At 44.1% G+C, this 26,595-nt stretch carries 27 protein-coding genes and 1 tRNA gene; 20 read left to right on the forward strand and 8 right to left on the reverse strand.

The window, feature by feature from the left end; all coding sequences use genetic code 11:
• The first annotated feature begins 4 nt into the window (after positions 1-4).
• From FGL37_RS21810 to FGL37_RS21825, 4 genes are read left to right on the forward strand one after another with little or no spacing between them, the layout of a single operon-like run.
• A complete protein-coding gene (locus FGL37_RS21810; RefSeq protein ID WP_081817888.1) occupies positions 5-1,861 on the forward strand; it encodes a glycosyltransferase in 1,857 nt (618 codons plus the stop codon).
• A gap of 3 nt (positions 1,862-1,864) precedes the next feature.
• Complete coding sequence (locus FGL37_RS21815; protein ID WP_028070262.1) at positions 1,865-2,446, forward strand: D-glycero-alpha-D-manno-heptose-1,7-bisphosphate 7-phosphatase; 582 nt, start codon at positions 1,865-1,867, stop codon at positions 2,444-2,446.
• On the forward strand, positions 2,424-3,917 hold the full coding sequence (locus FGL37_RS21820; protein WP_028070261.1) for a PfkB family carbohydrate kinase: 1,494 nt from the start codon (positions 2,424-2,426) through the stop codon (positions 3,915-3,917). Before FGL37_RS21815 ends, FGL37_RS21820 begins: the two co-directional genes overlap by 23 nt.
• A gap of 1 nt (position 3,918) precedes the next feature.
• Positions 3,919-5,010 (forward strand): glycosyltransferase family 9 protein, encoded by a 1,092-nt coding sequence (locus FGL37_RS21825; RefSeq protein ID WP_051606965.1) that lies wholly within the window; start codon positions 3,919-3,921, stop codon positions 5,008-5,010.
• Here FGL37_RS21825 and FGL37_RS21830 read toward each other — a convergent pair.
• Positions 4,940-5,938, reverse strand: a complete 999-nt coding sequence (locus FGL37_RS21830; protein ID WP_081817887.1) for a glycosyltransferase family 9 protein — start codon at positions 5,936-5,938, stop codon at positions 4,940-4,942. The two genes, FGL37_RS21825 and FGL37_RS21830, sit on opposite strands and share 71 nt — an antisense overlap.
• Before the next feature lie 132 nt (positions 5,939-6,070).
• Here FGL37_RS21830 and FGL37_RS21835 point away from each other — a divergent pair, with 132 nt between their 5' ends.
• Positions 6,071-6,610 carry a type 1 glutamine amidotransferase domain-containing protein gene (locus FGL37_RS21835; RefSeq protein WP_028070260.1) on the forward strand — a complete coding sequence of 180 codons (540 nt, stop codon included), beginning with the start codon at positions 6,071-6,073 and terminating at the stop codon, positions 6,608-6,610.
• Positions 6,611-6,714: 104 nt separating this feature from the next.
• Positions 6,715-6,954: a Rho termination factor N-terminal domain-containing protein gene (locus tag FGL37_RS21840; protein WP_197734501.1), complete on the forward strand. Its 240-nt coding sequence runs from the start codon at positions 6,715-6,717 to the stop codon at positions 6,952-6,954.
• A 66-nt stretch (positions 6,955-7,020) separates the two neighbouring features.
• On the opposite strand, the gene FGL37_RS21845 is transcribed toward FGL37_RS21840, so the two are convergent.
• Positions 7,021-7,224 (reverse strand): hypothetical protein, encoded by a 204-nt coding sequence (locus FGL37_RS21845; protein ID WP_028070259.1) that lies wholly within the window; start codon positions 7,222-7,224, stop codon positions 7,021-7,023.
• A 13-nt stretch (positions 7,225-7,237) separates the two neighbouring features.
• On the reverse strand, positions 7,238-7,894 hold the full coding sequence (locus FGL37_RS21850; protein ID WP_028070258.1) for a response regulator transcription factor: 657 nt from the start codon (positions 7,892-7,894) through the stop codon (positions 7,238-7,240).
• Positions 7,895-8,123: 229 nt separating this feature from the next.
• Between FGL37_RS21850 and FGL37_RS21855 the strand changes: the two genes are divergently transcribed.
• Entirely contained in the window at positions 8,124-8,345 is a 222-nt protein-coding gene (locus FGL37_RS21855; protein WP_138097026.1) for a hypothetical protein, read from the forward strand.
• A 235-nt stretch (positions 8,346-8,580) separates the two neighbouring features.
• Here the strand turns inward: FGL37_RS21855 and FGL37_RS21860 are convergent, their stop codons facing one another.
• Positions 8,581-9,141: a DUF4230 domain-containing protein gene (locus FGL37_RS21860; RefSeq protein WP_028070257.1), complete on the reverse strand. Its 561-nt coding sequence runs from the start codon at positions 9,139-9,141 to the stop codon at positions 8,581-8,583.
• A 201-nt stretch (positions 9,142-9,342) separates the two neighbouring features.
• Between FGL37_RS21860 and FGL37_RS21865 the strand changes: the two genes are divergently transcribed.
• Positions 9,343-9,416: transfer RNA gene (locus FGL37_RS21865), tRNA-His, on the forward strand.
• A 123-nt stretch (positions 9,417-9,539) separates the two neighbouring features.
• Positions 9,540-10,058 carry a YciE/YciF ferroxidase family protein gene (locus tag FGL37_RS21870; RefSeq protein WP_081817886.1) on the forward strand — a complete coding sequence of 173 codons (519 nt, stop codon included), beginning with the start codon at positions 9,540-9,542 and terminating at the stop codon, positions 10,056-10,058.
• A gap of 260 nt (positions 10,059-10,318) precedes the next feature.
• Here FGL37_RS21870 and FGL37_RS21875 read toward each other — a convergent pair whose 3' ends face one another.
• Positions 10,319-10,762, reverse strand: a complete 444-nt coding sequence (locus FGL37_RS21875; RefSeq protein WP_037533511.1) for a hypothetical protein — start codon at positions 10,760-10,762, stop codon at positions 10,319-10,321.
• A 224-nt stretch (positions 10,763-10,986) separates the two neighbouring features.
• Here FGL37_RS21875 and FGL37_RS21880 point away from each other — a divergent pair, with 224 nt between their 5' ends.
• Positions 10,987-13,188 (forward strand): hypothetical protein, encoded by a 2,202-nt coding sequence (locus FGL37_RS21880; protein ID WP_037533508.1) that lies wholly within the window; start codon positions 10,987-10,989, stop codon positions 13,186-13,188.
• A gap of 179 nt (positions 13,189-13,367) precedes the next feature.
• Here FGL37_RS21880 and xth read toward each other — a convergent pair whose 3' ends face one another.
• The gene (gene xth, locus FGL37_RS21885) at positions 13,368-14,138 is read right to left on the reverse strand and encodes an exodeoxyribonuclease III (protein ID WP_028070254.1); all 771 of its coding nucleotides are present in this window, start codon (positions 14,136-14,138) and stop codon (positions 13,368-13,370) included.
• A 122-nt stretch (positions 14,139-14,260) separates the two neighbouring features.
• Between xth and FGL37_RS21890 the strand changes: the two genes are divergently transcribed.
• The gene (locus tag FGL37_RS21890) at positions 14,261-15,463 is read left to right on the forward strand and encodes a hypothetical protein (protein WP_028070253.1); all 1,203 of its coding nucleotides are present in this window, start codon (positions 14,261-14,263) and stop codon (positions 15,461-15,463) included.
• Here the strand turns inward: FGL37_RS21890 and FGL37_RS21895 are convergent.
• Positions 15,460-15,972 (reverse strand): hypothetical protein, encoded by a 513-nt coding sequence (locus FGL37_RS21895; RefSeq protein ID WP_138097028.1) that lies wholly within the window; start codon positions 15,970-15,972, stop codon positions 15,460-15,462. The two genes, FGL37_RS21890 and FGL37_RS21895, sit on opposite strands and share 4 nt — an antisense overlap.
• Positions 15,973-16,239: 267 nt before the next feature.
• Here FGL37_RS21895 and FGL37_RS21900 point away from each other — a divergent pair, with 267 nt between their 5' ends.
• The 5 genes from FGL37_RS21900 (at position 16,240) to FGL37_RS21920 (ending at position 19,771) form a co-directional block, all read left to right on the forward strand.
• Positions 16,240-16,644, forward strand: a complete 405-nt coding sequence (locus FGL37_RS21900) for a hypothetical protein (RefSeq protein ID WP_028070251.1) — start codon at positions 16,240-16,242, stop codon at positions 16,642-16,644.
• A 127-nt stretch (positions 16,645-16,771) separates the two neighbouring features.
• The gene (locus FGL37_RS21905; protein WP_028070250.1) at positions 16,772-17,281 is read left to right on the forward strand and encodes a hypothetical protein; all 510 of its coding nucleotides are present in this window, start codon (positions 16,772-16,774) and stop codon (positions 17,279-17,281) included.
• Between the two features lie 36 nt (positions 17,282-17,317).
• On the forward strand, positions 17,318-17,824 hold the full coding sequence (locus FGL37_RS21910; protein ID WP_037533505.1) for a plastocyanin/azurin family copper-binding protein: 507 nt from the start codon (positions 17,318-17,320) through the stop codon (positions 17,822-17,824).
• A 98-nt stretch (positions 17,825-17,922) separates the two neighbouring features.
• Positions 17,923-18,168 (forward strand): heavy-metal-associated domain-containing protein, encoded by a 246-nt coding sequence (locus FGL37_RS21915; protein WP_051606962.1) that lies wholly within the window; start codon positions 17,923-17,925, stop codon positions 18,166-18,168.
• 535 nt (positions 18,169-18,703) lie between these two features.
• Positions 18,704-19,771: a flavin reductase family protein gene (locus FGL37_RS21920; protein ID WP_160169495.1), complete on the forward strand. Its 1,068-nt coding sequence runs from the start codon at positions 18,704-18,706 to the stop codon at positions 19,769-19,771.
• A gap of 11 nt (positions 19,772-19,782) precedes the next feature.
• Here the strand turns inward: FGL37_RS21920 and FGL37_RS21925 are convergent, their stop codons facing one another.
• The gene (locus FGL37_RS21925) at positions 19,783-20,049 is read right to left on the reverse strand and encodes a hypothetical protein (protein ID WP_028070247.1); all 267 of its coding nucleotides are present in this window, start codon (positions 20,047-20,049) and stop codon (positions 19,783-19,785) included.
• A gap of 196 nt (positions 20,050-20,245) precedes the next feature.
• Between FGL37_RS21925 and FGL37_RS21930 the strand changes: the two genes are divergently transcribed.
• The 4 genes from FGL37_RS21930 (at position 20,246) to FGL37_RS21945 (ending at position 26,585) form a co-directional block, all read left to right on the forward strand.
• Entirely contained in the window at positions 20,246-20,824 is a 579-nt protein-coding gene (locus FGL37_RS21930) for a helix-turn-helix domain-containing protein (protein ID WP_028070246.1), read from the forward strand.
• Positions 20,825-21,030: 206 nt separating this feature from the next.
• Entirely contained in the window at positions 21,031-22,107 is a 1,077-nt protein-coding gene (locus FGL37_RS21935) for an efflux RND transporter periplasmic adaptor subunit (protein ID WP_028070245.1), read from the forward strand.
• Between the two features lie 3 nt (positions 22,108-22,110).
• The gene (locus tag FGL37_RS21940) at positions 22,111-25,221 is read left to right on the forward strand and encodes an efflux RND transporter permease subunit (RefSeq protein WP_028070244.1); all 3,111 of its coding nucleotides are present in this window, start codon (positions 22,111-22,113) and stop codon (positions 25,219-25,221) included.
• Between the two features lie 11 nt (positions 25,222-25,232).
• Positions 25,233-26,585 carry a TolC family protein gene (locus tag FGL37_RS21945; protein ID WP_028070243.1) on the forward strand — a complete coding sequence of 451 codons (1,353 nt, stop codon included), beginning with the start codon at positions 25,233-25,235 and terminating at the stop codon, positions 26,583-26,585.
• Positions 26,586-26,595 lie beyond the last annotated feature (10 nt).

Raw genomic sequence — 26,595 nt, forward strand, 5'->3', positions numbered from 1 at the left:
TATCATGCAAAAGAAAATAGCTTTTATAAGTGACCATGCCTCGCCGCTGGCGACTTTGGGCGGCAAGGATAGCGGCGGTCAGAATGTCTATGTAGCGGAAGTAGCTCAACAGCTTGCCCTGATGGGCTATCAGGTCGATATTTATACACGTTTAGAAAACACATCTCAACAGCAGCTTGTTCATTGGAAACCCAATGTCCGGGTCATCCATATTAAAGCAGGTCCCGAAACTGTCGTTCCGAAGGAAGAACTCTATGATTACATGGACGAATTCACAAAAAATATGATTGCATTTATGCAGTCAAATGCTCTTAGTTACCAGCTGGTTCATGCGCACTTCTGGCTGTCAGGCATGGTGGCCATGGAAATCAAAAGACAGCTGCATATCCCATTCGTAATCACTTTTCACGCACTCGGCGCTGTCCGTAGATTGCATCAGGGTTGTTCCGACAAATTTCCTAAGATTAGGGAAAAGATCGAAAAAGAAATTATTTGGCAGGCCGAGCGTGTGATTGCTGAATGTCCAAACGACTTAAAAGATTTGATTCAGCATTACCAGGCTCCGCAGGATAAAATCGAAATCATTCCATGTGGCTATAACCCGGCAGATTTCTATCCCTTAGATCGGACGGAAGCGAAGGAAAGACTGGATCTTGATCCTACATATACCTATATATTGCAGCTGGGCCGCATGGTTAAGCGGAAAGGCATCGATAATGTCATTGAAGCGTTCTCTCACGCACAGCACGTCATTCCCGAGCTACGACTGCTCGTCGTGGGTGGAAACTTCGATTCCAGCGATGATAAAAGTGAGTTTCAACGTCTTGGGCAGTTGTGTGAAGCGCTCCATATACAAGATAAGGTTATCTTTACCGGGCAGAAAGAGCGTGATCTGCTCAAATATTATTACGCTGCCAGTGAGCTATTTATTACTACCCCTTGGTACGAGCCTTTTGGTATCACTCCATTGGAATCCATGGCATGTGGCACTCCTGTAATCGGCGCTGATGTAGGCGGAATTTCGTTTACTGTACGTAACGGAGAGACAGGAGCCTTAGTGCCACCCCAACAACCCCAACAGCTGTCGTCCGTTATTATTGATCTGATAAAAAATGAGAAAAAACGGACGAAGTTTTCCGTGAACGCACTAAGACATGTGCGATCTTTCACTTGGAAAGCAATCAGTGAAAGCATTGCGCAGCTTTATGAGCATTGCATGCCTCAAGGAAGGGAAAAGGATATCGTCATGCAGATCAAACAGCGATTTTTAAGTTCTTCAGACACTTTTGCGCGGGCGTCGGAAGTCCTGGCAATAGATATTGCCAGGTTGTCCCGTAAAATGGTCGAGACGCTGCGCAGCGGCAAGAAAATTATGATCTGCGGTAACGGCGGCAGCGCTGCCGAAAGCCAGCATTTTGCCGCGGAACTGGTCGGCCGGTTTGAAATACCCGAGCGACCCGGTTACCCTGTATTGTCACTCAATACAGATTCGTCTGTGTTGACAGCCTGGGCAAACGATTTTGGTTATGATAGTATATTTTCCCGGCAGGTACAGGCGCTTGGTCAAAAAGGTGATATGTTGATCTGCCTAAGTACCAGCGGCAATTCAGCCAACATCGTTTCTGCATTACAACAAGCTGGTAAAATGGGAATCACATGCGTAAACCTTCTTGGGAAAGACGGCGGGGAGGCTTCGCAATATGGAGATCATAACCTGATCGTGCCTTCCGATGATACCGCACGCATTCAGGAAGTACAGCTACATATCATTCATCAGTTGTGTGCCTTAGTCGAACAACAGATAACGCTGTCGTCGGTAACACGGGAACATGTGTTGGTACACAAAAAATTAATTGCATAATTCATGGAAAAAGCTGTTTTTTTGGACAAAGATGGCACGCTCATCAAGGATGTCCCTTATAATGTAGACCCAGCCCGCGTCAAATTTTATCCAGATGTGTTTGCTGCATTACGGCTGTTGCAAAAAAGAGGATATAAACTAATTATCGTCAGCAACCAATCGGGCATTGCTAAGCGTTATTTCACAGTGGACGATCTTGAAATTGCATTGTCGGAACTTCGCGACCAACTCAAGTCCGAACATATTTTTATCGATGAAATATATTATTGTCCCCATGGCGATATCACCGATGAACCCTTATGTAACTGTCGTAAGCCACTACCCGGCATGCTTTTACGGGCAGCAGAAGAACATCACATCGACCTGTCTCAATCGTGGATGATAGGTGACATTCTCAATGATGTTGCTGCAGGTAGAGCTGCGGGATGTAAAACTATTCTTGTCGACCGTACGGGAGAAGAACGAATCCTGCACAGGATCGCCGATCCCAAATTTACCCCGGATTTTATTGTGGACGATTTTCATGAAATAAACCAAATCATTGCGTTAAAGAAAAGACATTATGAAGGATTTAGCATTAAATGAATTAGTCAAGAATGGATTTAACAGGCCCAGGGTGCTTGTGATCGGCGACTGCATGTTGGATATCTACCTTGACGGCGAATGCAAGCGTCTCGCGCCTGATGTCGCCGTACCGGTGCTGGATGTTCAAAGTGTAAAGCATTGTCTCGGTGGCGCCGGCAACGTGATCACAAATCTAGTCCATATGGGAGCAGATGTGAAGGTGGTGACTGTACTTGGTGACGACCCCAGTGCTCAGGTCATTGCACGCGAGTTGCGAAGACAGCATGTGGATACCAGTAGAGTCATCTATAACAGTGACTGTCAAACACTGACAAAAACCCGATTGCGCAGAGATCAGCAATGTCTGTTGCGGTACGACATCGGCAAAAAATATACTTTGAGCGACACCTTGCTTAAACGTTATCTGAATGATGTGAAGGCGGCCCTGGAAACAGTTGACATCGTTTTTATCTCAGACTATGACAAAGGTAATATACCCAGCGAGCTAATCCAGCTGCTCGTGGAAGAGCAGCTGCGGGATCGCAAAGTAATCGTCGTGGACAGTAAAGATTACTACCGGTACCGTGAGCTAAGACCCGATCTGATCAAACCAAACTACGAAGAAGCCCGCAAAATACTGGGGCAAGAAGAAGAAGAAGACCGTGTAGCACAGGCCATGCAGTGGTCCGAGAGTCTCTGCGTAATATCAAGTGCGCGCTGGGTTGCTCTTACGCTCGATAAAGACGGTGTTGTTCTACATAAAAGAGAACAGCCGTCCAAACACTTTCCCGTAACCGCATTAAAAGAAGGAAACTTCTCCGGCGCCGGCGATACCTTCCTCACTGCACTTACCCTCGCTTACTTTAATCGCGTGGATGAGGATAGTGCTATTGACTTAAGTATAAAAGCAGCACAGATTGGTATCCAGAAAAGCGGTACAGCATGCTGCAGCAATCAGGAGCTGGCAGAACATCTGGGCCAGCGGGAAGGCAAAATCCTGACTGACCTGGGTGCACTGGAAATGCTATGCAATAGGTTACGGAAAGATCATAAAATTGTATTCACAAATGGCTGTTTTGATATCTTCCATGCTGGCCATGCACACTATCTCGGTGAGGCAAAATCGAAGGGCGACATCCTTATTGTCGGTATCAATACAGACGAAAGTATCAGGCGCCTCAAAGGGTCTTCACGCCCCGTAAACAAACTCGCCGACCGCATCGAGGTACTCAGGGCACTGGAAGCAGTAGATTATATCGTACCATTCGGGGATAATCTTTCCGATAACCCCATCCCGATTCTGGAAATTGTAAAACCCCACGTTTTTGTTAAAGGTGAGGCTTATCAGCATGAACCGCTCCCAGAAGAGGGCTTGCTCCACATCCTAGGTACCCAAATGGTCTTTGTACCCCATGTTCACCAACAGTCCACGACAAAAATTATACAGAGAGTACAGCAAAATAGTGATCAGGTGCTAAAAAAGATTGGCTGATATGAGCAAATGGAAGGACTGTAAAAATTTATTGGTCATACGGCTTGATAATATGGGCGACCTCATCATGACCAACGCTGCACTTCAGGAAATCAAGCTACAGATGCCTCAATGCAAAATCACACTGCTAACTTCAGCCATGGCGCTACCCATAGTCCCGTATCTTGGTACTGTGGACGAATCTATTCAATACGATGCTCCATGGATGAAGTTGCTTGACCGTGCTGACGTTTCCCATACCGAATCGCTGGTTGCCGAGCTCAGAAGACGCAAATTCGATGGTTGCTTAATCTTTAATGTCTACTCACAAAACCCCATGCCAGCTATTATGCTGGCATACCTGGCGGGAATACCAAAACGCGCGGCATACTTAAGGGAAAACCCCTACACGCTCTTAACGGATTGGATACCGGACAAAGAGCCGCTATTTTATGTACAGCACCAAATCAGTCGCGACCTCGCCCTTTTGGGACATGTCGGCATATCACATAATCTGAACCGGCTTCCTGAACTGATACTGCCTTCTAAAAGCGAAACATTGACACTTCCAGCTGCGTTCAACCAACGTATCTTGCTGAATCTTGATGTCTCCGAAGAAAAGCGACGCATTCCTGCTAACGTCGGAAAAGAGCTGATTCAAGAACTACTAAACCAAGGGCATCAGGTCGTCATGGCCGGAAAAGAAGATAATGATTACTTACGGTCCTGCCGTAGCGACATCCGCTCAGAACAGCTTATTAATCTCATTGGCGTTACGGATATAAAACAGTTGCTGCTTCTGATCTCAGACAGCGATGCCGTGGTCAGTGTGAATACTGGCGTGGCACATATCGCTTGCGCGCTGAAAAAAACAATTCTGGTATTGTATGCGCAGACCAATCCTCAGCATATCCCCTGGTCTCAAAATTCGGACTTTATATTATATCCGATACCAGCGACGATGCAATCGAAAAACACAATTAACATCTTTGTCGATAAAAAGCATAGTCCGGCCAAGACGGCCGCACTGCGTGTCTCCGTGATTATGAAGAAGCTTGGCTTCCTGCTTGAACAGCAGAATCGGCGGGCGGACGGTGCTCTAGCAGTAAATTGATTTCCCTTGAAAGCATTTCAAGATTAATAGCCCCACGGGCATCATAGGTTTTGTGAAGAGCTTTATTCTTAGGGCCCCAACGCTGGGGCTCACCGTCCATGCTCAGCACAATGCTTTTCGTGGCTAAGCCTGCAGCAATATGGGAAATGCCCGTGCAATTGCATAATAACAGACTCGCCTCCTTCACTAGACAGCCAAGAGTTCCAAGTCCAAGTTGACCACATAGCGAAACGGCCCTTCCATCTAAATGATCAAGCAATTCGTCCACAAGCGGCTGCTCAATAGCGACTCCTGTGAGAACCACCTGATATTTCTTTTCCAGTAACAATTTCGCCAAATAAGCAAAATTGGCTATAGGCCAGCGCCGCCGGGCATCGCGGCTGCCTACATGTACAATAACAAATGGAGGCGATATTCGTGACCTTATGCTGTGATACGCATTCCAGTCGCTTTCAAAAAGCGGATAGAATAGGGAACAATTTTGGATCTCCAAACCCAAAAAACGTATCAGCTCCAGATGCCGGTCCACTTCATGAAGATGCGTTGGATAGGCTAACCAGTCCTGACTGCTATGGTCAGAGGGCTGAAAGCCGACCAGACGCTTTGCACGCAAACCTGTCAGAAAATCATTAACGACTGTACCATTGCCGTGCATTTGCAGCAATAGATCAAATTGCTCAATTTGCATCTGGCAAACAAATTTTTCAAGCTCCTGCTCGTCACAGGCAATTTCGGGAAGCGCGGGATGCCCTGGAAAATCAACAAAGAAGTCGATAAAACCAAAACGTTCGATCAACGGGCGCATATGAGGAAGCCCGATAAAGTAAAGCTGCGCCTGTGGATAATTATATTTTAATGCGGCAACTGCGGGCATCGAGCAAAGTATATCCCCTAGTTGTAGCGCCCTGAAAACAGCGATTTTAAACATATATTCGTTTTATGAAGGGGACAGCGCTCAATCCCAAAGAGTTTGCGCGCTTTGACCCAAATTTCATATTCCTTCAAACGATAATATCCACAGAACAGTTCAACTCATAGCCGACACAAACATAATCGTAATATGGAAAAATTGAAAAACAAACGGATCGCCATATTAGTGGCAGACGGATTTGAAGAAATAGAGCTCAGCAGTCCTAAAGAAGCGCTTGAACACGCCGGCGCCAAAACAGCAATTATTTCACCCTCAAAAGGACAGGTACGGTCCAAAAACGGTGACGAATGGTCCAAAAACTATTCAGTAGATGTGGACCTGCAAGAAGCAGAGGAAGATAAATATGATGCGCTGTTGCTGCCTGGCGGTGTTATTAATCCTGATAAACTTCGGACCAACAAGACAGCCATTGCGTTGGTCAATGCGTTCTGGGAACGCGACAAACCTATTGCTGCAATATGCCATGGGCCGCAGTTACTGATCAATGCCGATCTAGTGCGCGACAAGAAGATGACATCCGTGGAAGCCATTAAAGTGGATCTAATAAACGCGGGAGCAAATTGGGAAGATAGCGAGGTCGTCGTGGACGATGGGCTGATCACCAGCCGTACACCGGAGGACCTGCCGGCCTTTAACAAGGCAATTATTAAAGTATTCTCGAAACTCTAAGTTGTTATCGCACGTAATACTACAATTGATTCCCGTATTTAGACGGTCAACTTTTGAGAGATATATAAGGTTCACTAATCAATAACATGATAAATCAACATACTATGAACACAACAAAAAGTAAATCCAGCACCGCCAACAAAAGCCAGTCAGGCGGAGGTAGCATGAACAAAGAAAAAGGAAATGGAAACAATACCTCGTCCCGTAAGGGCATGCAGGAAGCACATGCCGATAAGACAAAAACTGAGCTCCTGGAGGTGGCAAAAAAACTACAGATTACTGGGCGGCATGACATGACGAAAGATGAATTGATTAAAGCGATCGGAAAACAGGAAAAAAAATAAGTTATGTGCTACAGTAATCAAAAATAGGCTGAAAAGAATGGCCCGCAAAATGCGGGTCATTTTTGTTTATTCTCTTTTTTCTTTTGGACGATCAGTGGGATCATTTGGCATATCATTCAATTGCTCTGCTTGAGGATCTACCCCAGCCTCGGCATCTCCCTTGTCTTTTTGGTCGACATCCCGGAGGCTTTCGCCGTCGACACCTAATTTGGTCTTCTTCTTTTTTTCCATCTCTCGTCCGACCAGTCTATTTTCGTTCTTTGTTGCCATATCTTATTATTTATTAGTGTAAAAGCATGTTATGAAAACCAAAGCGGACAAGACCTGCGGTATTTTTGGTACGAGTTTTCTCTATTAAACGCTGTCTATGTCCCTCAACAGTGCGTTTGCTCAGAAATATCCTGTCCGCAATTTCCGCGTTAGTATAACCTTCGGCAATGAGTTCAAGTACGGACAGTTCACGCTCAGAAATATCATATTTTGAGAGGATATAATTTCGGTCGGGTATACTGTCGGTATACTGCTTATAATTGTTGATACAAGAAATCCCCAAAGACACACTGATGTACTTCTCTCCATTGGCGACCTGCCGGATTCCGAAGAGCACCTCGTCGCAGGAACTGTCCTTCACGAGATAACCGCGTCCGCCGACATGAAGCACTTCGAATACAGTATGAATATCATCTACCATTGACAGAGCCATAACTTTGATGCCCGGATACTTTTCTCTTACAAGTTCGATAAGCTTAATTCCGTTCATCTCATCCATATGAATATCTGTCAGTAGTACATCCGGCTGCTGATGCTGTGCCAATAAATGCAGCGCTGCGTCACCACTTTCCACATCAGCCAGTACTGCCATATCAGGCTGCGACTCCAAAATCAGGCGGAAACCATTCCGGACCAAATGATGATCGTCTACGAGCATTAACTGAATCATATCTTCTTCGTTTTTATGTACTTAATCGTCTATCCCTCTAGGAACAGCCCCCACAGGTAAAAAGTTTTTTACAAAAAGGTAACTGTCAATAAAGTACAAGTATTATGCTTATTCAAGAACATTAAGCGGCAGCGAAAAAGTCAAAAAATAACAACAGTTTTGCCTTATGCGGCGTTCTACCCAAGATATAGCTGCAATTAAGCACACTTAATAATAAAATAACGAAACTATGAACAGGAAACTAATGACAATTTTGACGTGTGCCGCCCTGATGGCGTCGGCATGCAACGGAACACAGTCCGAGGACGAGAAATCAAGGGAGTTAATGCGCGATTCTGTTGAAAATGATACTACTACCATACAATATCGGGATACTACATCCAGTGAATCCCGGGGAGAAATCCCTCCGACTCCACAGCCCGATACATCGTCAAATAAATCAAACGAATAGCCTTCGACCAATGTTCACCACTTGATAATAGCATAATTATGATTCTCTCGCGTCGTGAGATGGCAGAGATTAGATTTATTGTAGAAAAGGGCTGTCCAACTAATGGGCAGCCCTATTTTTGATTTTCGCAATTTCCTTTTATCTACTTTAAACAGGCCAATTCGATTGGTTAGATTTTCTAAGCCTGCTCTACGTCTCTGTAAACTATTTGTGCCGAGGACTTTCACAGCTGCTACTACTCGAAAGTCAAATGTACTTTCGGAAAGCCAAGCCCCTGTAAAAGCGGACGAAATACAGTAATTGCATTAGCTCTGGTCTGAGACAAGATATCGGACTTTTTAACATCATCAGCCACTGCTTTCTCGGCAGCTTTATACGCTTCATCTACGAGTTCAGCTTCCCTAAGAAATGCCATTTTCGTGTCGTAAACTTTGGAGGCTTCATGGTCTATTTTGATGTAACAAATCTCCGGAGCAGGTAATTTAATGGAAACCGAATCCCCTGTTACCTGTATGTCTTCCGGAGCTACCTTGCTCAAATTAATACAGCCGACTGCGTCCGCTTTGACAATCAGTAACACGCTTGCTTCGGGCAGAAACGTGCTGATATTTTTATGCTCCACTACATCACTATACCGATACTTAACCAATTCCAGCTTTCCCATGGCCTCAATGCGGTCAACAAGTAGCTGATGTTTACTTTCTACCCGTGGCCCACTCGCATATTTTTGATATACAAACCAACCACCTACTGCCAAAATGGCCACAACGATTACAAATTTTAAAAATTTTCCCATAAACAATACGATACAAATTGTAGACCAAGGTCAGGTTTCAGCAGTTTTAGTCTTATAAATATTACGTAAGATCCAAATGCCCCCTCCTTGCCTACACTGACAAAAAATATACCATTTGATAGACAATCGTTTAGTTAAAAAGTTTAAAAAACATTTGGAACATATGGCGTATAATACTACTTTTGTGACATCAAAATCACGGTAGGTATAGCTCAGTTGGTTAGAGCACTAGATTGTGGTTCTAGGGGTCGTCGGTTCGAGCCCGATTACTTACCCGAAAAGGCAGATCAAAGAACGGTCTGCCTTTTCTATTTGATCTCTTTCCCTGTCGTATTTTTAATTTCATAAAGTTCAAACGATCGACTTTTCAGCACTGTTCTTTTAGAAAAATCAAAGTTATGGCAACATCAAATCAAAACAACCAAGAGATGCCTAATGCGCATCTACATGAGTTATTCGTGGACGAACTAAAAGATATCCTTGGTGCCGAAAAACAGCTACTGCAAGGGCTAAAGAAAATGAGCAAAGCTGCGGAAACCGACGAACTTAAACAGGCTTTCCAGGAGCATCTCGCTCAAACTGAAGGACAGATCGACCGCCTAAAAGAGGTGTTTCAGTCCTTAGGCATGACAGCTCGAGGTAAAAAATGTAAAGCGATGGAAGGCTTATTAAGTGAAGCGGACGAGATTATCGAGAGCTTCGAGGGCGACCCTGCATTGGATGCTGCGCTTATCTCTGCTGCACAGAAAGTAGAACACTACGAAATAGCAAGCTATGGCTGCTTAGTCACCTACGCGAAGCTGATGGAACATACCGAAGCTGAACAGCTGCTACAGCAAACACTGGACGAAGAAAAACAAACCGATACCTTATTGACGGAAATCGCCATGTCAGGCGTGAACGAGTCCGCATCTTAAACAAAAATGCCCGGCCTGCCGGGCATTTTTGTGTATTCACTTATTTGATAATCCGTAGGTTCTATGGAAAGTGAAGCTTAAATTAATTTAGTGACGGCTAAGACCGATAGCTAACGATAACAGGCCCACCATCTTCACAAGCCATAGATCCGTTTTAGGTCCTGTAACTGCCATAAAACTACTGATATGAATCACTGGCCATATTCCCGTGAGGCAATAATATATCCCTTGAATTTTTTGGATCATAACGGCAATTCGATTTATCTATTTTTCAGCACTTTGATAGCACCCGCTGCAGCAAGTCCACCCATGACGTACCAGGCCACCGTCATAAATCTTGTGCGTGGACTCTTTTTAATTGGATGATCGTCCAACCCCGCTTGCCCGGGAACAGTTAATGTAGCCAGGCCAACGACAGCCCCCAAAAGAGCTCCCCGCAGTAAAATATGCCTTTCCCCGCCATAGCCAATCAGCGTATAAAGCATTGCATTTGACGCTACATCGGCACCAAAGGTAGCAGCAATAAGTGCATTTCCTTTTGGAGCAACGTAACCGGCAGCACGAACGGTTTTCACCATTGCCTCTTCTCCGACTTTATCAACCTCAGGTGCTTGCGGGTCCAGCCTCTTTGCAACTGAATGTATAAGATTGAGTGCAGCGGCGCCGACGAGTCCGCCAAGCATGTTTTTACTTATTAAATTCATAGTCAAAACTCTATTTTATTCACAAATAACTTATATACCAGTGTATATCAGCTCTACTGATGGGAGAACAAAACCTGTTTTTGAAAAGTTTGATTAAACCTTGTATCAGATATATTAAGGATTAATACTTGATCTCACCGTACTAATGACAAATCCCTTAAAAATTTAAAACCAACAACCCGACACAGTCATTCATTGTATAACAATATTTCAGTCACAAAACCATGATAACCACAGTCACACCGTGGACAACAACTGTCCAAGAGGATATCGCTTCCAGCGAACCGTTTTTTATGATAAGGCTAAATGCTTATGTGCTCAAACTATACAACACAGGTGATTCGCTATGGCTGGTAGCTGAATGGCCCGATGGGGGCCAAATAGCGTTCCGACTCGCTTTCGGCATGAATAGCCAGTTTGGAAAGGTCTCTGTTACCGAAGCGGGGCGCGAGACGCTGCTGACCGTCTCAACCAGGTTAGGCGCTTACCGTGTTGTACTCTTTCTACCGGAAAGCACAGAAACAGTCTTTCGTTATACAACCTCATTTCGGGCCAAATTTCCAATGCTGATTCCTTTTTGGCCCCGGGATATTGTCCCCCTAACCAAAGGCGGTCGGGTAGAAAACACAAGTGGCACCATTTACGCCAAACAAATAGGTTCGAGATCCGGACAGCTTTATTTCAGTATGACAAAGCCGCGTACGGGTTCTGTTTTTTACTTACAAAATCTTACGGCGATGTCGCCTTATTGCGAGGCAACGGAGGTTTCCCTTCGCGAGACCGTAGGCGGTAAGTGGCCCGAAATAGGGTTCCAGTTCCCTGTCAATGCCCAGACGGCGCTCCCCGAGGATAAAGAATTTATTATCTCTGACGCCTTCGTTTTGCTCGACGCCGATATACCAGATAGCGAGGAGCAGATTACCGCTAATTTTTTAGACTTCTTAGCTATCATATACCTGCTAATTCCCAAACCTGCTCCAGCGCAACACGACTGGCTTCCAACGGCAGAAAAAGTACTAGAAGACCTATACACGAACAAAGGCTGCTGGACGCAGACCGACGGCGTGCCGTATCTCAATGCTTATGTTGCCGATTACGCGACTCTTTCAGAAATCATGGTACAACTTGCGGTATTATTGCCCCTCCAGGAGTATCTTATCTGGGAGGACAGAGAGCACCACCTATATAATGACCTCAACCGGGGTTTAAGCGCGTTTTATGACAAGACAGTTAAGAGTATAGTCCGTTGGTTGCCGGCGTTGGAAGATCAGCTCGACAAATCCGAGGAGCAGAAGCGTGAAATGGTCATGGACTCCTGGTATTTGCACCACCCTTTGTTGAACCTTGCCCGTCTCGCATTGCGGGGCGACAGCACAGCAAAAGATCTTTTTCTCAATTCTATAGATTATGCGATTAAAGTGGCTCAGCACTTCGATTATCATTGGCCTGTCTTCTATAAAATGACAACCCTCGAAGCCCTCAAAGCGGAAACTTCTCCCGGCGAGGGCGGTGAAAAAGACGTACCCGGATCCTATGCACATGTAATGTTAATGGCATGGCAGCTTACTCGTGAAAAACAATATCTAAACGAAGCAAGGAAAGCACTGAAAAGTTTGGATGGACTTGTTTTTGACATCTTCTATCAAGCCAATAATACCGCTTTTGCCGCAGGTGCACTAGCAGAACTTTACAAAGTAACCAATGAACAACATTACCTGGACCTTAGTTACCGCTGCCTTGCCGGCATTTTCAAAAATTGTCAGCTATGGGACTGCAATTATGGATATGGCCATCATTTCCCCTATTTTTTTTCTGTATTTCCACTAAATGATGCTCCGTATACAGCTGCTTATGAAGAGCTGGAGGTGTTCGCTGCCCTCCATCATTACCTTGAAGTCACAAAAGATATGGAGATCCCAGCTTCTTTAAAAGTTCTAATCCCTGAATTTATCAAATATGCCCTAGGTCGGCTGGCATACTACTACCCAGCACTTCTCCCCAAAGAAATGATTGCTGAAAAGGCTAAAACGGGAGAAGTCCAAAAAGACCTGTGGATTCCGTTGGAGGATATACACGATGGATGGGAAAAGAGCGGCGAGGTGGGGCAGGAAGTATATGGTGCAGGCCTCGCTTTTGGAATTATTCCAAGGCAGTATATCCGGACCAAGAACTCTGACCTTATCCTATTTGTTGATTACCCGGTCAGTACCATCAGAAATGGTAAAAATACGATAACATTTCGCATCGAAGGTGATCCCCGCCTGACTTCCAACATAAAAGTAATCCAATTATCGGCGCGAAAAAGGAACCTGCAAGTTGAGCAGAAAACTGCATCAAGTTATCAAAAAGTGAAGGCAACGTCTCCTGGGGAGTTCATCGTGAAAGGGTCTGGTACCATCCGGATAAGGTGGGATGATAGATCGTAAAGTCCCTTCCACTTATTCGTTCCTGAACGGCTCTTGTAAAAAACTAATATTTAAAATTGCGCCTTCGAGCGCTCTTCGAGACAGCTTCGAGACAGCTTCGGCAGTCCCGAAGCTGTCTCGAACCGTGTTGAAACTTCTCCCGGACGCTACCCGAAGGAATTATAGTATTTATCTAGAATTTAGTTCGTCAACCGGACCCAAACAGGAGCATGATCACTGGTTTTCTCCCAACTACGCACATTGCGGTCAATTCCCCCTTCAGCTAATCTATGCTGCAACAAAGGGCTTAGTAAAATATGATCGATGCGCAGCCCCGCATTGCGGCTATAAGCCTGCCTGAAGTAGTCCCAAAATGTATAGACATCCTGTCCGGGAAAGAGCTTCCGGATTGCATCCAGCCAGCCCTGCGCCAAAAGCTGCTCGAAGGCTTCCCTAACCTCTACCCTATACAATGCATCATTCACATATTTCTCGGGTTTATAGGTATCCAATGCCGTCGGGATAATATTAAAGTCGCCTATGAGTATAGCAGGTGCATTCATTTCAAGAAGTACTTTTGCGCGATCGGTTAAACGCTTTATCCACGCCATCTTGTAATCAAATTTAGGCCCCGGATAAGGATTCCCATTAGGAAGATACAGGCAGCAGACAACAACTCCTGCGACCATGACCTCCAGATAGCGGCTATGGCTGTCCTCAGGATCCCCGGGCAGCTCCCGTGATACTTCCGTAATGGCACTTTTTGACAAGACGGCCACGCCGTTCCAGCTCTTCTGGCCATGCCAGACCGCATGATATCCTGCCTTATTGATCTCTGCCAGTGGGAAACGCTGTTGTGGTGCCTTCAGTTCCTGAAGGCAAACGACATCTGGCGATTCTTCCTCGAGCCAGCGCAGCAATACAGGGAGGCGGCTACCTATGCCGTTGATATTATACGTTGCAATTTTCATGAAGCCTATACATTCAAGTTTTCGATAAGGATGTCTTTGTACAAAACCCCGACAGGCGGATAATTGTTTTGGCATGATGGAAAAACCACCTGAATGGGCCCAATTTTTGTTAGCAATGTGTTATGAATAATTACAAAGCGGCCGCAAGCTTCGTTCTCCTACTGCTCTTTATTACCCTACATGTGAAAGCACAGATTTACGATCAGGCTTTAGAAATGCATAGGAAAAATACAAAGATCGCTTTCCTCCGCCTGTTGTCCGAGGTGTCAAATCAATTGACCGATACCACATTAACCGTAGAAAAGCATTATAGTTTACTCGACCCTATAATTGACTACGCTGATCGGGAAAAAGCAGAGTTTACACGACTTAGAAGGGCATATTTTCAGAATATAGCTAGCCCTCCAGCTTTCCTTCATAACCTAAACTTTGACACATTAGCAAAAAATGAGGTAACAGCCATGTTACAGGACAGGAAGTTCACGACGATATCCTTATTACAATGTTACCAGCCGATGGAAATAACCAGCGTAATCATGGGTTTAACACAGCCTTTGATTTATCAGCAGAACAATGTAGAAATAAGCCAAGCAGGGATCGTACATACTTTTGGCAGTCAAGTATTTGTAAATGACCTCGGCAAAAACGTCTGGGAAATTTGGGCGATAAATAGGTTATACGGTCTACGGTTCAACTTAGATCTCAACACTATGCAGGTGGGATCTATTGCATATAGTAAACCCAGCAAATCGGGACATTTACCTCTGAAGCTTCCTTATATTATCCAAAAGCGCAAATACGAATTGGATAAACTTTATCAGGAAATGGATAGGATCCGCTGGAACAGCTATTCCGAACATTTTCCCGTACGATTCCCATACTATATTTCGCAAGATTCAGTAGCACAAAGCTTGGCCGATTTTTATCAAAAAAATCAGTTCCGCTTCCTAAAGGTACAACGCGAGCTACTCGACGATCTGGAAACTGGTGTTCCATTGGATTCTACATGGCAGCAATGTAAAGATATGATGCTGCACGAGTACCCAGCGACAAAGCGCGCCCTGATGCCCTATATTATCCATCCTAATGAAGTTGCCTTTCACCTGTTCTCCAGCGCTAACGCAATGCCTCTTTTTAACAGCGATTATCAGGAAATAGGAAAAAATGCTATGCTGGGCTTCTTTAACTATAGTATGGGCAAGGCAGGCAAGTACTGCTGGCGAGTTCAGTCCAAGAGTTACTCGATAGCATTCGAATATGTATGGAATATTAAGGATGGAAGTTTTTCTGATTTAAAAGTATTCAAACGGAAAGCTGGGCATTAATCAGCTGGTGGTCTAGTGCTAGCCTTGTATCCAGTGTTAAATTCCCACTGCGTCTCATAGGTTGTCACTGGTTTTTTAATGCTGGGAAACAAAAACCTTGCAACAGCAGTAATATTCGCGTAATCATCGTTTTGCAACATATACACCCCTGCATTTTTGCTAATTTCTTGCAGCACGGCATTTGTCAGTTCAGGCTGGATCGTATTGGCGGCAAGTACGATTTTGACCGTTTGGATGTCCTGAGGCTTAAGATAAGGAGTCAATTTATAGGGGCCAGGTATTCCTCTATTCTCATGCGATTGTCCAATCAGAACGTCATTAACAAATATTTTGTAATCAACGTCCCTTATCTCGTGATGCAGAAAATATGATTTTGTTACCATCGGTGCAGCTTGCTGCTGAAACGTCTGTTCAACAGCCAACTTATCTGACCTCGTGTTGTCACAAGAGGTCAATAGTACATATAAGAATGCAGTTAAGGCAAGGTAATATTTAACTATATTTTTCACTTATTCAAGAATGGCTTGGCTTTACACCTTAGCCCAGGCACACTGCTGCCATTTTCCAGATGAGCTATAAAGCGCTTGTCTAAAGTTAGCAATTTCTCGCAAAGATGCCAAAACCATTTGCCCCAAGCCTACTTTTATTATATCACTCTATAAAATATTACAACTTTCAGCGATAATTATGTAGTGGCTATTTTTACCGCTTTGGCGAACTTTGGGTATCAGATTACATATAAGGTCTACTGATATTCAACTAATTTGATCAAAGAAATGAAAACAAACAAATTCTCTATCTGTTTACTCGGTTGGCTGGCCCTTATCGTCAGTTCCTGCTCCAACAGTTCCGAATCCCACAAAAATCAGGAACAACATACATCAACGAAAACAGACACTAGTCCAGACGTCCATGCGCATACACATGATCATGCACACCAGATAAACTCAAAAAAGAATGCTCAAAGAAACGACAAGGGCGAATTAATAGATGCGGCCGGTAACCTTATCATGGGCTGTCCCTCCCATAAAGAAATGATAGGCACAAAGGGCGATATGTGTCCAAAATGCGGATATATGACTATGATTCCAATTACATGGGATATTACTGGCGTTGATACAGTACGCGTGACCAGCTTACCCGACTATAATCCGCCCGGAGACAAACGTAAAGCGCGTTAATTCTCCAATAAACACGAATCGGTGCTTCCGGATCACTTGTTTTATCGCGTCGGTCGCAGTATGCCTTTCTTAAGTATCGATAAGAGGACAAGCAATCCGGTTTTCTAATAATTAGAATAGGTAATTTATGAATAAAAATGATAATAAAAACGCTAATCTTGTACGGAAGTCTATGCAAGTAACAAGATGTATGCTGCTGTCAATAAGACTTCAACATCTGAAAGTCTCCGATATCCTAGTAGCGACTAAGCTTTCGAAGAGCAGGTTTTTTCGCTTTTTCGGTACAATAAACACGATTTTGGAGCTTGTGGTCTCCGAGGAATTAGAAAAAAGTTATGACTTAATGGCAAATAGTCTTTCCCCAGATGTAAATAAAAACTATGCACTGGCCGAGATCAATCTGCTTCGAATCATCTATTTCAAGAAGAATCTTATATTAAACAATTACTATAGCTGTATTCAATCGCTGCCGCTGAGATACAAATCGTTGATAGATTCAATCAGCGTAAAAGACAAACAACTCTATGATGCATTGCTGGGAAAATATCATAACCATCAAGATCGCGGCTTTATAAAACGACCTGAAACTCCAGATAATAAACGGTTGAATATTTCTAAAAGTTTTGCAAAGCACTAATTAACCCTTTTCAAGCAAATTAAACCAGTTTATCCAATGAAGAACTTGTTATTCCTGCTACCAGCAATAATCTTTACAGCCTGTAACTATTCTCCAGATACGAAAAAAGTCAAAAAGATCACCGGCCAAATGGAAGATCCAGTAAAGCAGGCTCCAAACAATGAAGAAGTGGAAATCATCATTCATGCTGATGACAACATGCGTTTTGACAAAACGGAAATCGGTGTAGCACAAGGGCAGCATGTGAAGGTTATTCTTAAGCACGTGGGGAAAGCTACAGTCGACGCAATGGGGCATAACCTAGTCATTCTCGCAAGCGGAACAGATTTTAATGCATTCGCACATGCAGCAATAGACGCGGAAGACAATAATTATATCCCCAAGGCCATGGAACACGCCGTGATCGCCAAGACAGGCATGATCGGAGGCGGAGAGACGACCGTAATGGAATTTGTCGCTCCGCCAACAGGCTCGTATGATTTCCTTTGCTCATTCCCCGGCCATTACCTCTACATGCGAGGCAAGCTAGTCGTTCATCGATGAGGTGTTGTCTGAATAGAAATTTCGCAAAATTTAACCGGAATGTCGTAATACCACAATCCTATTAAAGAGACATATTTGCATAACAAATTAAATTTAACATGAAAAATATAATTTTAAGCATACCAGATATGCAAAGCACACATTGCCAGACCAGGGTCAGCAATGTAATTCAACAACTTCAGAACGTCAGGATCGAAAAGCTAGAAGCGGGCTTCCTTACTATTTCACCTGAAAACGACGAGATCGAAGCCGAAGTCATAGCTGCAATAGAAGAAGCTGGGTACAAAGTTGATGGTGGAAACGGTTCAAAAACATCTACCTGTTCAACCGGTTGCTGCGGATAATTTTTGCCGGAGACGGAACTCTACAAGGTTTTACCCATCTCCGGCAAAAAGGAATATAACCAAACTAAACGGAGAATAAGCCCATAAATAATCTTTGGATGTCATGACAAAATTATCTCATACAACGGACAGACTAATGGAAATCCGGCTTGATTCTAGAAAGTGCATCAGATGTGCTGTACAGTTATCAAATGAATTCAAAAATAGTGGTCCCAACTGGCGTCCGTTTTCGCCAGACAAAGAGCAAACAGACTTCGAGATTGTCCAAATTCAACAAAATCTCGAAAAAGCGAAAGAATTGCTTGTGTACACAGAACATTCCATAGTACAGATAGCGAAGGTATTGGGCTATAACAGAGCAACCGAACTATCGAAGCTCCTTCTAAATTATACGGGATTACCATCTGGCCACTTCAGGAGAATACGAAAAGCCAAACTTGATATGATTAAAAAACGGCAAAAACAGTAACACGGAAGGACAAGCGTTGATAGGAAATCTTCGTTGCTAACTGCCGCCACAATGAATCGAATGTATATGAAGAAATATATCTGGCGCACGCGCAAGCTTGTCAGACAGACAAAAGACGCACTAACCATCTACTTTGATGTTGGACAGCATAAGATACACTATCTGCCGGGGCAATATTTAAACATCAAACTGACCATAAGAAGTGAAATCATTATCCGCCCATATTCTTTCTGTTCAGTCCCGTCAGATCCCTACCCCGCCATTACCGTCAAACGGGTTGAAGGTGGCGTCGTGAGCAACTACATAGTAGATAACGCCTCCATCATTGAATATTGGGCCATCGAAGGGCCATTTGGAAATTTCGTTTTAGATAGCCATGTTATCGATCAGCAGCCTATTGTTCTGTTAGCGGGTGGAAGTGGCATTTCCCCACTATTTGCCATGTTGCGCAGCGCATATACTAAAACGAGTATTCCGATACTGTTTTACAGCAATAAAACGCCGGAGGATACCATTTTTTTCAATGAGCTTACGGATTTGGAGGAGGCACGAGAACTACAAACGTATTATTCTTTTACAGCGCCGGAATATGTTCCCCAAAAAAACAATCAGCTTGGCGGTAGATTTTCGGTACCCATTCTGCAATCACTCATCAAAAAATTTGTGCCAACACTTAAAGCACATTTCTATATATGCGGCCCAATGGCTTTAATGGAGTTATACCAGAATGTGCTCAAAAACCTCAGAATTCCTGAGAAAAATATCCATTTTGAGCACTTCCATCCAGCCCCTCAAAATGCGGCCTTACAACAAACAGGCGACACGATCAAAGATGTACTTGTACGATATTATGACCAAGTCTGTCATAATGATAAAATAGTTACTTTTGAATGTACTTCACTCATTTCCGTAAAACCCGGGGAGTCGCTATTAGATGCTCTTCGGGGAAATAACATCAAGGTATCCAGTACCTGCAACAACGGAACCTGCGGCTCCTGTTGGGCCGTTAGGACCGAAGGCGAGGTGCATATGTTACGCCATGACGCCCTAACGCCCCTAGACCTGAACTCAGGAGTTGTACTGCTCTGTCAAAGTTATCCTATCAACGACAAAGTATCTGTTACTTTACAGTAACACATATTTTGTCAGCATTCTTCATTAAGGAGTTCTTTTAATCGGCAATGTTGCACGCAGAGCTCCGCATACATGGACTTTAATCTTCTATTTTCTTCGCTTAAATTAACTAAAACAGCCAGAATATCAATGGCCACATCCTTATACTTTTCTTTAAGCTCAAAAATAGTGGCACCATAAATACCGTATTCTTCGAAGAGCTCCACTCCGCTTTTCCCAGCATGGTAGTCCTGTAGTACCTTACAGATCTGGTGTTCCTTATTTGTCTTATTTCTCATACTTTATTGTCTTATCTCTTACAAAATTCGTCCTATCGCCGGTAAGAAATATGCGCTTTTCCGCTGCGTTTTTATAATATTTAAAGTTGTCTTGAACAAAAGGATATAAGGAATATCATAAATCTAACCCGGAATATCATAATGCCATATCTCGCTCAAATGCAGAATTTTAACCTATAAAATTATATAAGTCATTATGAGAACTACGACTCTATTAATAAAAGGAATGGTGTGCGACAGATGTACCTATGTTCTTGAGGGAGAAATGGTGGCCATGGGATTCGAAGTGTTGGAAATCAGATTGGGACAGGTTGTTATAAACGACATCGAAAATGTGCAGAAAAAAATGGACAAGCTAAAAAACATGCTGCAAAGCAATGGTTTTGGCCTCATTTACGACAAGCGACAGCGGATGGTCAATCGGATAAAAGAACTTGTAGAGGAAGGCATCAATTTACAGGTAGAGAGTGGAACTCCGACTAAATTCACCAAACTGATCAGTGACACCTTTCACAAGAATTACGACAGTCTAAGCGCGTTATTTTCTTCCGTTGAAAAAATCACACTGGAGAAATATATCATTCATCGCAAAATTGAAAAAGTGAAAGAACTACTCATATACACGGATATGTCTTTGACGCAAATTGCATATGCCATGGGGTATAGCAGCCAGGCATACTTATCCAATCAGTTGAAAAAGTATACCGGCCTTACGTCCAGTCATTTTAAATTGTTAAAACAGCAACTGTTACCCAGTGTTAGGGCAGTTATTTAGGACATCGACCACCGTGTCCATAACTGTCTTGAGATCGCGCACGCCAGTAAATATTACAAATGATGAGCGGAGTTGCGTACTTGCTGTTCCTAGGGAATTAGCACTTTTGGTGCTATAAACTATGCAAAAAGAACCGCCTCCAAAGGAGGCTAGCTATGATAATAACGGCGTTTAATCGTCCATTACTAAAATCAAAAAGTGAGTTTATGATATATGAATTGACAAAATCCAAGTCGAGGCTTCTGATTCCCCTCCTTGGTATGTTATTAGTTACCTGCCAGCGCAGACCAGACAACAAGTCGGGAGACGCTCCTGCGCCAAATGCTGCAGCCGCACAATTACCTGTTGATATAATAACAGCACAGGAAGAAGAGCTGCAGCAGCACGAAACCGCTATAGGTTCGCTGATGCCCTATCAAGAAGTCTCGATAGTTAGTGAAATTGCTCAGCGGATTACCCATGTGGCTTTCAAAGATGGCGCATACGTTGATCGCGGCACTACACTTTACACACTCAATGATACCGAAATCCGCGCACGTCTCAAACAGGTCGACGCCGAGCTCGAACTGGCGCAGATCAACAAGGATCGTCTACATAATCTTCTAAACAATGAAACGGTAAACCAGCAAGAGTACGACGAAGCACTTATGCGTTTTCGGTCGCTGGCTGCACAGCAGGATCTACTACGTGCAGAACTCGCAAAGACAGTCATTAAAGCGCCATTTTCGGGAAGAATCGGTATTTCAAAAGTGCATACCGGAGCCTACGTCATCCCCGGTACAGCACTTGTAGATTTACAGGACCAAACAAATCTGAAAGTGGACTTCTCCATTCCGGAGCGCTACTTTCAGCTGATCAACAAGGGAACTAAAGTACACTTTACCACCGAACTCTCCGATCAACCACTTGAAGCAAAAGTAGTTGCAACCGAACCAGGGCTGAATACCGAAGGTAGAAGCCTGCAAGCCCAGGCCCTTGTGAGCAACGTCAATGGGAAATTGCGTCCCGGCCTATCTGCTAAAATCTACTTTGGTACAAGCGATCATGGAGCGAAAGGCATTAAGGTCCCGACAGAAGCACTTATGCCGGACGGAAATGGCTACCATGCCTTCATTATCAAAAATGGAAAGGCAAAACCGGTCCCAGTAAACATTACTAATCGAACTGAAACAGAGGCTATTGTCACCTCCGGTTTAACCAGCGGCGATAGCGTCATCATCTCCAATTTACTGCGTTTAGCAGCAGATACACCGGTAAAAGCGGTTACTCAAACAAACCAATAGATCATGAGTATATCATCATTAAGCATAAAAAAACCAGTGCTGGCAGCAGTATTTTCACTTCTGCTAGTTATCTTGGGAATTGTTGGCTGGAAACAACTCGGCGTACGGGAGTTCCCACTAACTGAGCCTCCCGTCATATCCGTTATCACCTTCTATCCCGGAGCAAGTCCAGACGTCATCGCATCCAAGCTTACCAGACCGATGGAAGAGTCTATCGCTGAAGCAAGTGGTATACGAACAATATCCTCTGAGTCTCGCGAACAGGTCAGTGTGATCTCCATTGAATTCAACCGGGAGACTGACATCGAAGATGCATTAAATGATGTCAGAGACAAGGTCGCCAAATCCCGTAAGCAGCTTCCCGCCGACGTCGATCCTCCAATTGTACAGAAAGCTACTTCTGCGGACAATCTCGTTGCATTTCTCGAAGTGGAAAGCGATACAAAAGATATTAAAGAAGTCAGCCACATCGCGTCTACTGTCATAAAAGACAGAATGCAGTCTATTCCCGGAATCAACAATGTTGCAATCGTTGGCGAACACAAGTATGCCATGCGTCTCAGATTTGATCCAGTTAAATTGGCATCGTATCAACTGACTCCGGAAGATATCAGAGCTGCGCTCCTCAGGGAAAACATTGATCTTCCTTCGGGACGGATAGAGGGTGAAAGTAGCGAATTGAGCATTAGGACATTAGGTCGGCTGACGACGGAAGATGACTTTAACGAGATGTTAATCAAGCAAACCGGTCATACTATTATTAAATTAAAAGATATTGGCATAGCACAGTTGGGGGAAATGAATGAGCGTACCGCAATTATCAACGAAACCGGAAATCTGAACCGTGTGGGCATAGGTGTGGCTATTCAGATTCAACGAGATGCCAATGCTATTGAAGTGGTTGATGAGTTCTACAGGCGTTTAGAGCAGTTAAAGAAAGATATCCCTACCGATTATCGACTTATTGTGGGCTTTGATTTCACACGTTCGGTCCGTGAGTCCATCAAAGAGGTTGAAGAGACGCTCTTTATCGCGTTTGGTCTGGTTGTACTGATAATTTTCCTTTTCCTCCGAGATTGGCGGTCAACTATTATTCCGGTACTGGCCATTCCCGTCTCCATCCTGTCCGCCTTTTTTATTATGTATATCGCCGGATTTTCCATCAATGTACTCACATTGCTGGGGTTGGTACTTGCTATCGGACTGGTCGTCGACGACGCCATAGTCGTACTCGAAAATATTTATAAAAAGATTGAGGAGGGTATACCCCCTATTCAGGCTGCATTTAAAGGTTCAAAGGAAATTTATTTCGCTGTAATTTCAACAACTATTACGCTTGCAGCGGTATTCCTTCCCATCGTTTTTATGGGCGGAATCAGCGGCCAGCTTTTCTTGGAATTTGCGATTGTCGTGTCGGGATCAGTACTGGTATCCGCTTTTGTTGCACTAACGCTCACGCCGATGCTCAGTGCATATTTCCTCAAGAAGAAAGAAGGACCAAGCTGGTTCTACCGGGTCACGGAACCATTTTTCGTCCGATTAAACAATGGTTATGCCTACTTACTGATTGCTTTCATGAAAGTGCGCTGGCTTGCATGGATATTTTTAATCGCCACTACTGGATTGATTTATTATGTCGGCAGACAGCTGCCTTCAGAACTTGCTCCAATAGAAGATCGTTCGAATATGAATCTGATTGCCATTGCACCTGAAGGTGTTTCATTCGATTACATGAAGAAAAAGATGATCGAAGTCGGCAAGTATGTCAACGATTCTACAGATGGTCTCTATCAGACCTATTCGATGGTTGCAATTTCCTTTATTCCTGCCCCCGCACCGGTCAATGTCGCTGTACAGAGTATTTATCTCAAAGATCCAAAGGAAAGGAAAAAGTCTATTCAGGACTTATACAACCAATATGCCGCTGCATCGGGTAATTTTAGAGGTTTTTTACTATTCCCCTACCTCCCGCCTACCATCGGAACGCGATATGGCGGCGGCATGCCAGTCCAATTTGTATTACAGGCCCAAAATCTGGATACTCTGACGGCTGCACTTCCTAAATTTCTGGGAGCAGTACGGCAAAGCAAGAAGCTGATGTTTGCAGATTCGGACTTAAAAATAAACAAGCCCGAAGTGAAAATAACTATTGACCGACAAAAGGCAGCACTGATGGGAGTTTCCATTGAAGAAGTTGCACGCACGCTGCAACTTTCGCTATCAGGTCAGCGGTATGGTTACTTTCTCCGCGACGACCGCCAATACGAAGTGATCGGGCAGCTATCACGACCCTATCGGAATGACATCCAAGATCTAAACGGTATATATGTCCACTCCACGAAAGGTAAGATGATTCCGCTCAATAATCTGATCACTTTTGAAGAAGCCGTAAGTCCAGCAGCGATATACCGTTATGATCAATACACTTCCGCCACGATCTCTGCTGCGCCCGCACCGGGGGTAAGTCTCGCCGAGGCTATACAGGAGATTGAGAAAATAAAGGTTGAGGTACTCGGTGGGAATTTTAAATCTTCCCTTGCCGGCCAATCGAGAGATTACACAGAGAGTCAAGGCAATATAACATTTACACTTGTTCTGGCACTTATACTGATATACATGATTTTAGCAGCCCAATTTGAAAGTTTAAGGGATCCGCTGACTATTATGCTCACTGTACCAATGGCAGTAACTGGGGCGGTGCTGAGTTTACACTGGTTTGGTCAGAGTCTAAACGTATTTAGCCAAATAGGAATTATTACATTGGTTGGGCTCATTACTAAAAACGGGATCTTGATTGTAGAATTCGCCAATCATCTTAAAGAGACCGGAGTATCTAAATATCAGGCTGCAATCAGCGCTGCCGAACAACGTTTCCGACCAATATTGATGACTTCGCTCGCCATGATATTTGGAGCATTACCGATTGCTCTTACAGCCAACAGTCGGCAATCGCTAGGTATTGTCATCGCTGGCGGTCTAGTATTTTCCGGAATTCTCACATTATTCATCATCCCAGCGGTCTACTCTTATCTCTCAAGTAGTAAACGTAGGCTAGTCGTCGATGAAGAGGCCACAGAGACTGGCAAGGAGCTGGCACATGAACAAGGTTTTTAAAGAACTATACCATGAATAAAATATCCTATCTAATCACAATACTACTATACTTTTCATCGGTCGCGAAGCAGCTCAATGCGCAAACACGGGTGCTTTCTTTAGCTTCGGCGTTGGAAATGGCGGAGAAGGGAAACAAGGCCCTTCAGGCTCAAATTCTGGAAGAAATATATGCTGCTGAGCTCACAAAGGAAACAACAGGAGCGATGCTACCGACCATTTCGGCAGATCTGGCTTACAGCCGTTATTTTGACAGGCAGACAATCTTTCTCCCCGGCTCTTTCGCCGGTACGGCAAAACCGGTACAGGAAGTTGCCGTCGGGGGGAAAAATGCATGGAATGGAATGGTTGCCCTGTATCAACCTGTATTTTCGCCTGCTCTTAGCAGACAACGAAAAACAGCTGCTATCAACCAGCAGCTGGAACAGCAAAAAACAGCCGATCTCAAAAGCAGGATTGCGCTCCAGGTTTCGACACACTATCTCAGCATACTGATGATGACTGAGCAGCTGGGCTTACTCGAACAAAGTCTACAGCGCAATATAAAAGCACTGGATGATGCCCGCTCACTTTTTAATCAGGGCAGAGCCCTAAAGTCAGACACGTTACGAAGTTTTATCGAAGTCGAAAACATACGCTCATCGTCATCATATCTGAAAAACAGCATCAAAGTGTCGCTCATTGAATTAAAGCGGATAATCGGCATGGACGACACTGAAACTCTCGAATTGAGTGATAAGCTGGCTTCTCCTATGGGAACGATACAAAATGAATTTTATTCACTTGATGAAGCATTGAAAATAGCGGAACAAAATCGTAAGGATTTGCTGATCCAGCACATTCAGATCGATCTCGAAGAGAAAAGAGTTGCCGTGAAGCAAGCGGCGTTATTGCCGAAGCTGGCATTTATCGGCCAATACCAAGTCCAGGCCCAGGCAGACGACTTACGAATTGGAAACTATGCGTGGCCCAGAACATCTTTCATAGGCTTACAACTATCCGCCCCCCTATTTAATGGTCATCGAAACAGGTCTCAGATCAACCAAGCGAAGATAAGATGGCGACAAGAGCAAATTCGGTTAGACGATTTCCGGCAGGAGATTAAAATGCAACTGGCGTCTATCATCAGCAAGTGGAAAGAGGCAAATTCCCAATTGGAGATACAGAAAACAACCGTTCACTCAGCAACCCTAAACTACCAAATGAATGAGGACCGTTTTAAAAATGGTCTCGGGTCAAGGCTAGAACTCACGGACGCCGAACTTGCACTTACTCAAGCACGAATAAACTGTCTACGCGCTACTTACAACCTGCGGATATTGTACACAGAAATGCAGCATGCGCTTGGCCTATTGAATTTACAATAAACTATGGTTA

The sequence above is a fragment of the Sphingobacterium thalpophilum genome, from assembly GCF_901482695.1.
GTDB lineage: Bacteria > Bacteroidota > Bacteroidia > Sphingobacteriales > Sphingobacteriaceae > Sphingobacterium > Sphingobacterium thalpophilum.

Bases quoted from the DNA above. Each gene is read 5' to 3' on its own strand.
- FGL37_RS21870 (WP_081817886.1), top strand. From the start codon at position 9,540: ATGGCAACATCAAATCAAAACAACCAAGAGATGCCTAATGCGCATCTA.
- FGL37_RS21835 (WP_028070260.1), top strand. From the start codon at position 6,071: ATGGAAAAATTGAAAAACAAACGGATCGCCATATTAGTGGCAGACGGA.
- FGL37_RS21855 (WP_138097026.1), top strand. From the start codon at position 8,124: ATGAACAGGAAACTAATGACAATTTTGACGTGTGCCGCCCTGATGGCG.
- FGL37_RS21880 (WP_037533508.1), top strand. From the start codon at position 10,987: ATGATAACCACAGTCACACCGTGGACAACAACTGTCCAAGAGGATATC.
- FGL37_RS21935 (WP_028070245.1), top strand. From the start codon at position 21,031: ATGATATATGAATTGACAAAATCCAAGTCGAGGCTTCTGATTCCCCTC.
- FGL37_RS21860 (WP_028070257.1), bottom strand. From the start codon at position 9,141: ATGGGAAAATTTTTAAAATTTGTAATCGTTGTGGCCATTTTGGCAGTA.
- FGL37_RS21845 (WP_028070259.1), bottom strand. From the start codon at position 7,224: ATGGCAACAAAGAACGAAAATAGACTGGTCGGACGAGAGATGGAAAAA.
- FGL37_RS21920 (WP_160169495.1), top strand. From the start codon at position 18,704: ATGAAGAAATATATCTGGCGCACGCGCAAGCTTGTCAGACAGACAAAA.
- FGL37_RS21810 (WP_081817888.1), top strand. From the start codon at position 5: ATGCAAAAGAAAATAGCTTTTATAAGTGACCATGCCTCGCCGCTGGCG.
- FGL37_RS21875 (WP_037533511.1), bottom strand. From the start codon at position 10,762: ATGAATTTAATAAGTAAAAACATGCTTGGCGGACTCGTCGGCGCCGCT.
- FGL37_RS21840 (WP_197734501.1), top strand. From the start codon at position 6,715: ATGAACACAACAAAAAGTAAATCCAGCACCGCCAACAAAAGCCAGTCA.
- FGL37_RS21850 (WP_028070258.1), bottom strand. From the start codon at position 7,894: ATGATTCAGTTAATGCTCGTAGACGATCATCATTTGGTCCGGAATGGT.
- FGL37_RS21910 (WP_037533505.1), top strand. From the start codon at position 17,318: ATGAAGAACTTGTTATTCCTGCTACCAGCAATAATCTTTACAGCCTGT.
- FGL37_RS21925 (WP_028070247.1), bottom strand. From the start codon at position 20,049: ATGAGAAATAAGACAAATAAGGAACACCAGATCTGTAAGGTACTACAG.
- FGL37_RS21825 (WP_051606965.1), top strand. From the start codon at position 3,919: ATGAGCAAATGGAAGGACTGTAAAAATTTATTGGTCATACGGCTTGAT.
- FGL37_RS21930 (WP_028070246.1), top strand. From the start codon at position 20,246: ATGAGAACTACGACTCTATTAATAAAAGGAATGGTGTGCGACAGATGT.
- FGL37_RS21890 (WP_028070253.1), top strand. From the start codon at position 14,261: ATGAATAATTACAAAGCGGCCGCAAGCTTCGTTCTCCTACTGCTCTTT.
- FGL37_RS21940 (WP_028070244.1), top strand. From the start codon at position 22,111: ATGAGTATATCATCATTAAGCATAAAAAAACCAGTGCTGGCAGCAGTA.
- FGL37_RS21915 (WP_051606962.1), top strand. From the start codon at position 17,923: ATGAAAAATATAATTTTAAGCATACCAGATATGCAAAGCACACATTGC.
- FGL37_RS21900 (WP_028070251.1), top strand. From the start codon at position 16,240: ATGAAAACAAACAAATTCTCTATCTGTTTACTCGGTTGGCTGGCCCTT.
- FGL37_RS21905 (WP_028070250.1), top strand. From the start codon at position 16,772: ATGAATAAAAATGATAATAAAAACGCTAATCTTGTACGGAAGTCTATG.
- FGL37_RS21820 (WP_028070261.1), top strand. From the start codon at position 2,424: ATGAAGGATTTAGCATTAAATGAATTAGTCAAGAATGGATTTAACAGG.
- FGL37_RS21830 (WP_081817887.1), bottom strand. From the start codon at position 5,938: ATGTTTAAAATCGCTGTTTTCAGGGCGCTACAACTAGGGGATATACTT.
- FGL37_RS21945 (WP_028070243.1), top strand. From the start codon at position 25,233: ATGAATAAAATATCCTATCTAATCACAATACTACTATACTTTTCATCG.
- FGL37_RS21815 (WP_028070262.1), top strand. From the start codon at position 1,865: ATGGAAAAAGCTGTTTTTTTGGACAAAGATGGCACGCTCATCAAGGAT.
- xth (WP_028070254.1), bottom strand. From the start codon at position 14,138: ATGAAAATTGCAACGTATAATATCAACGGCATAGGTAGCCGCCTCCCT.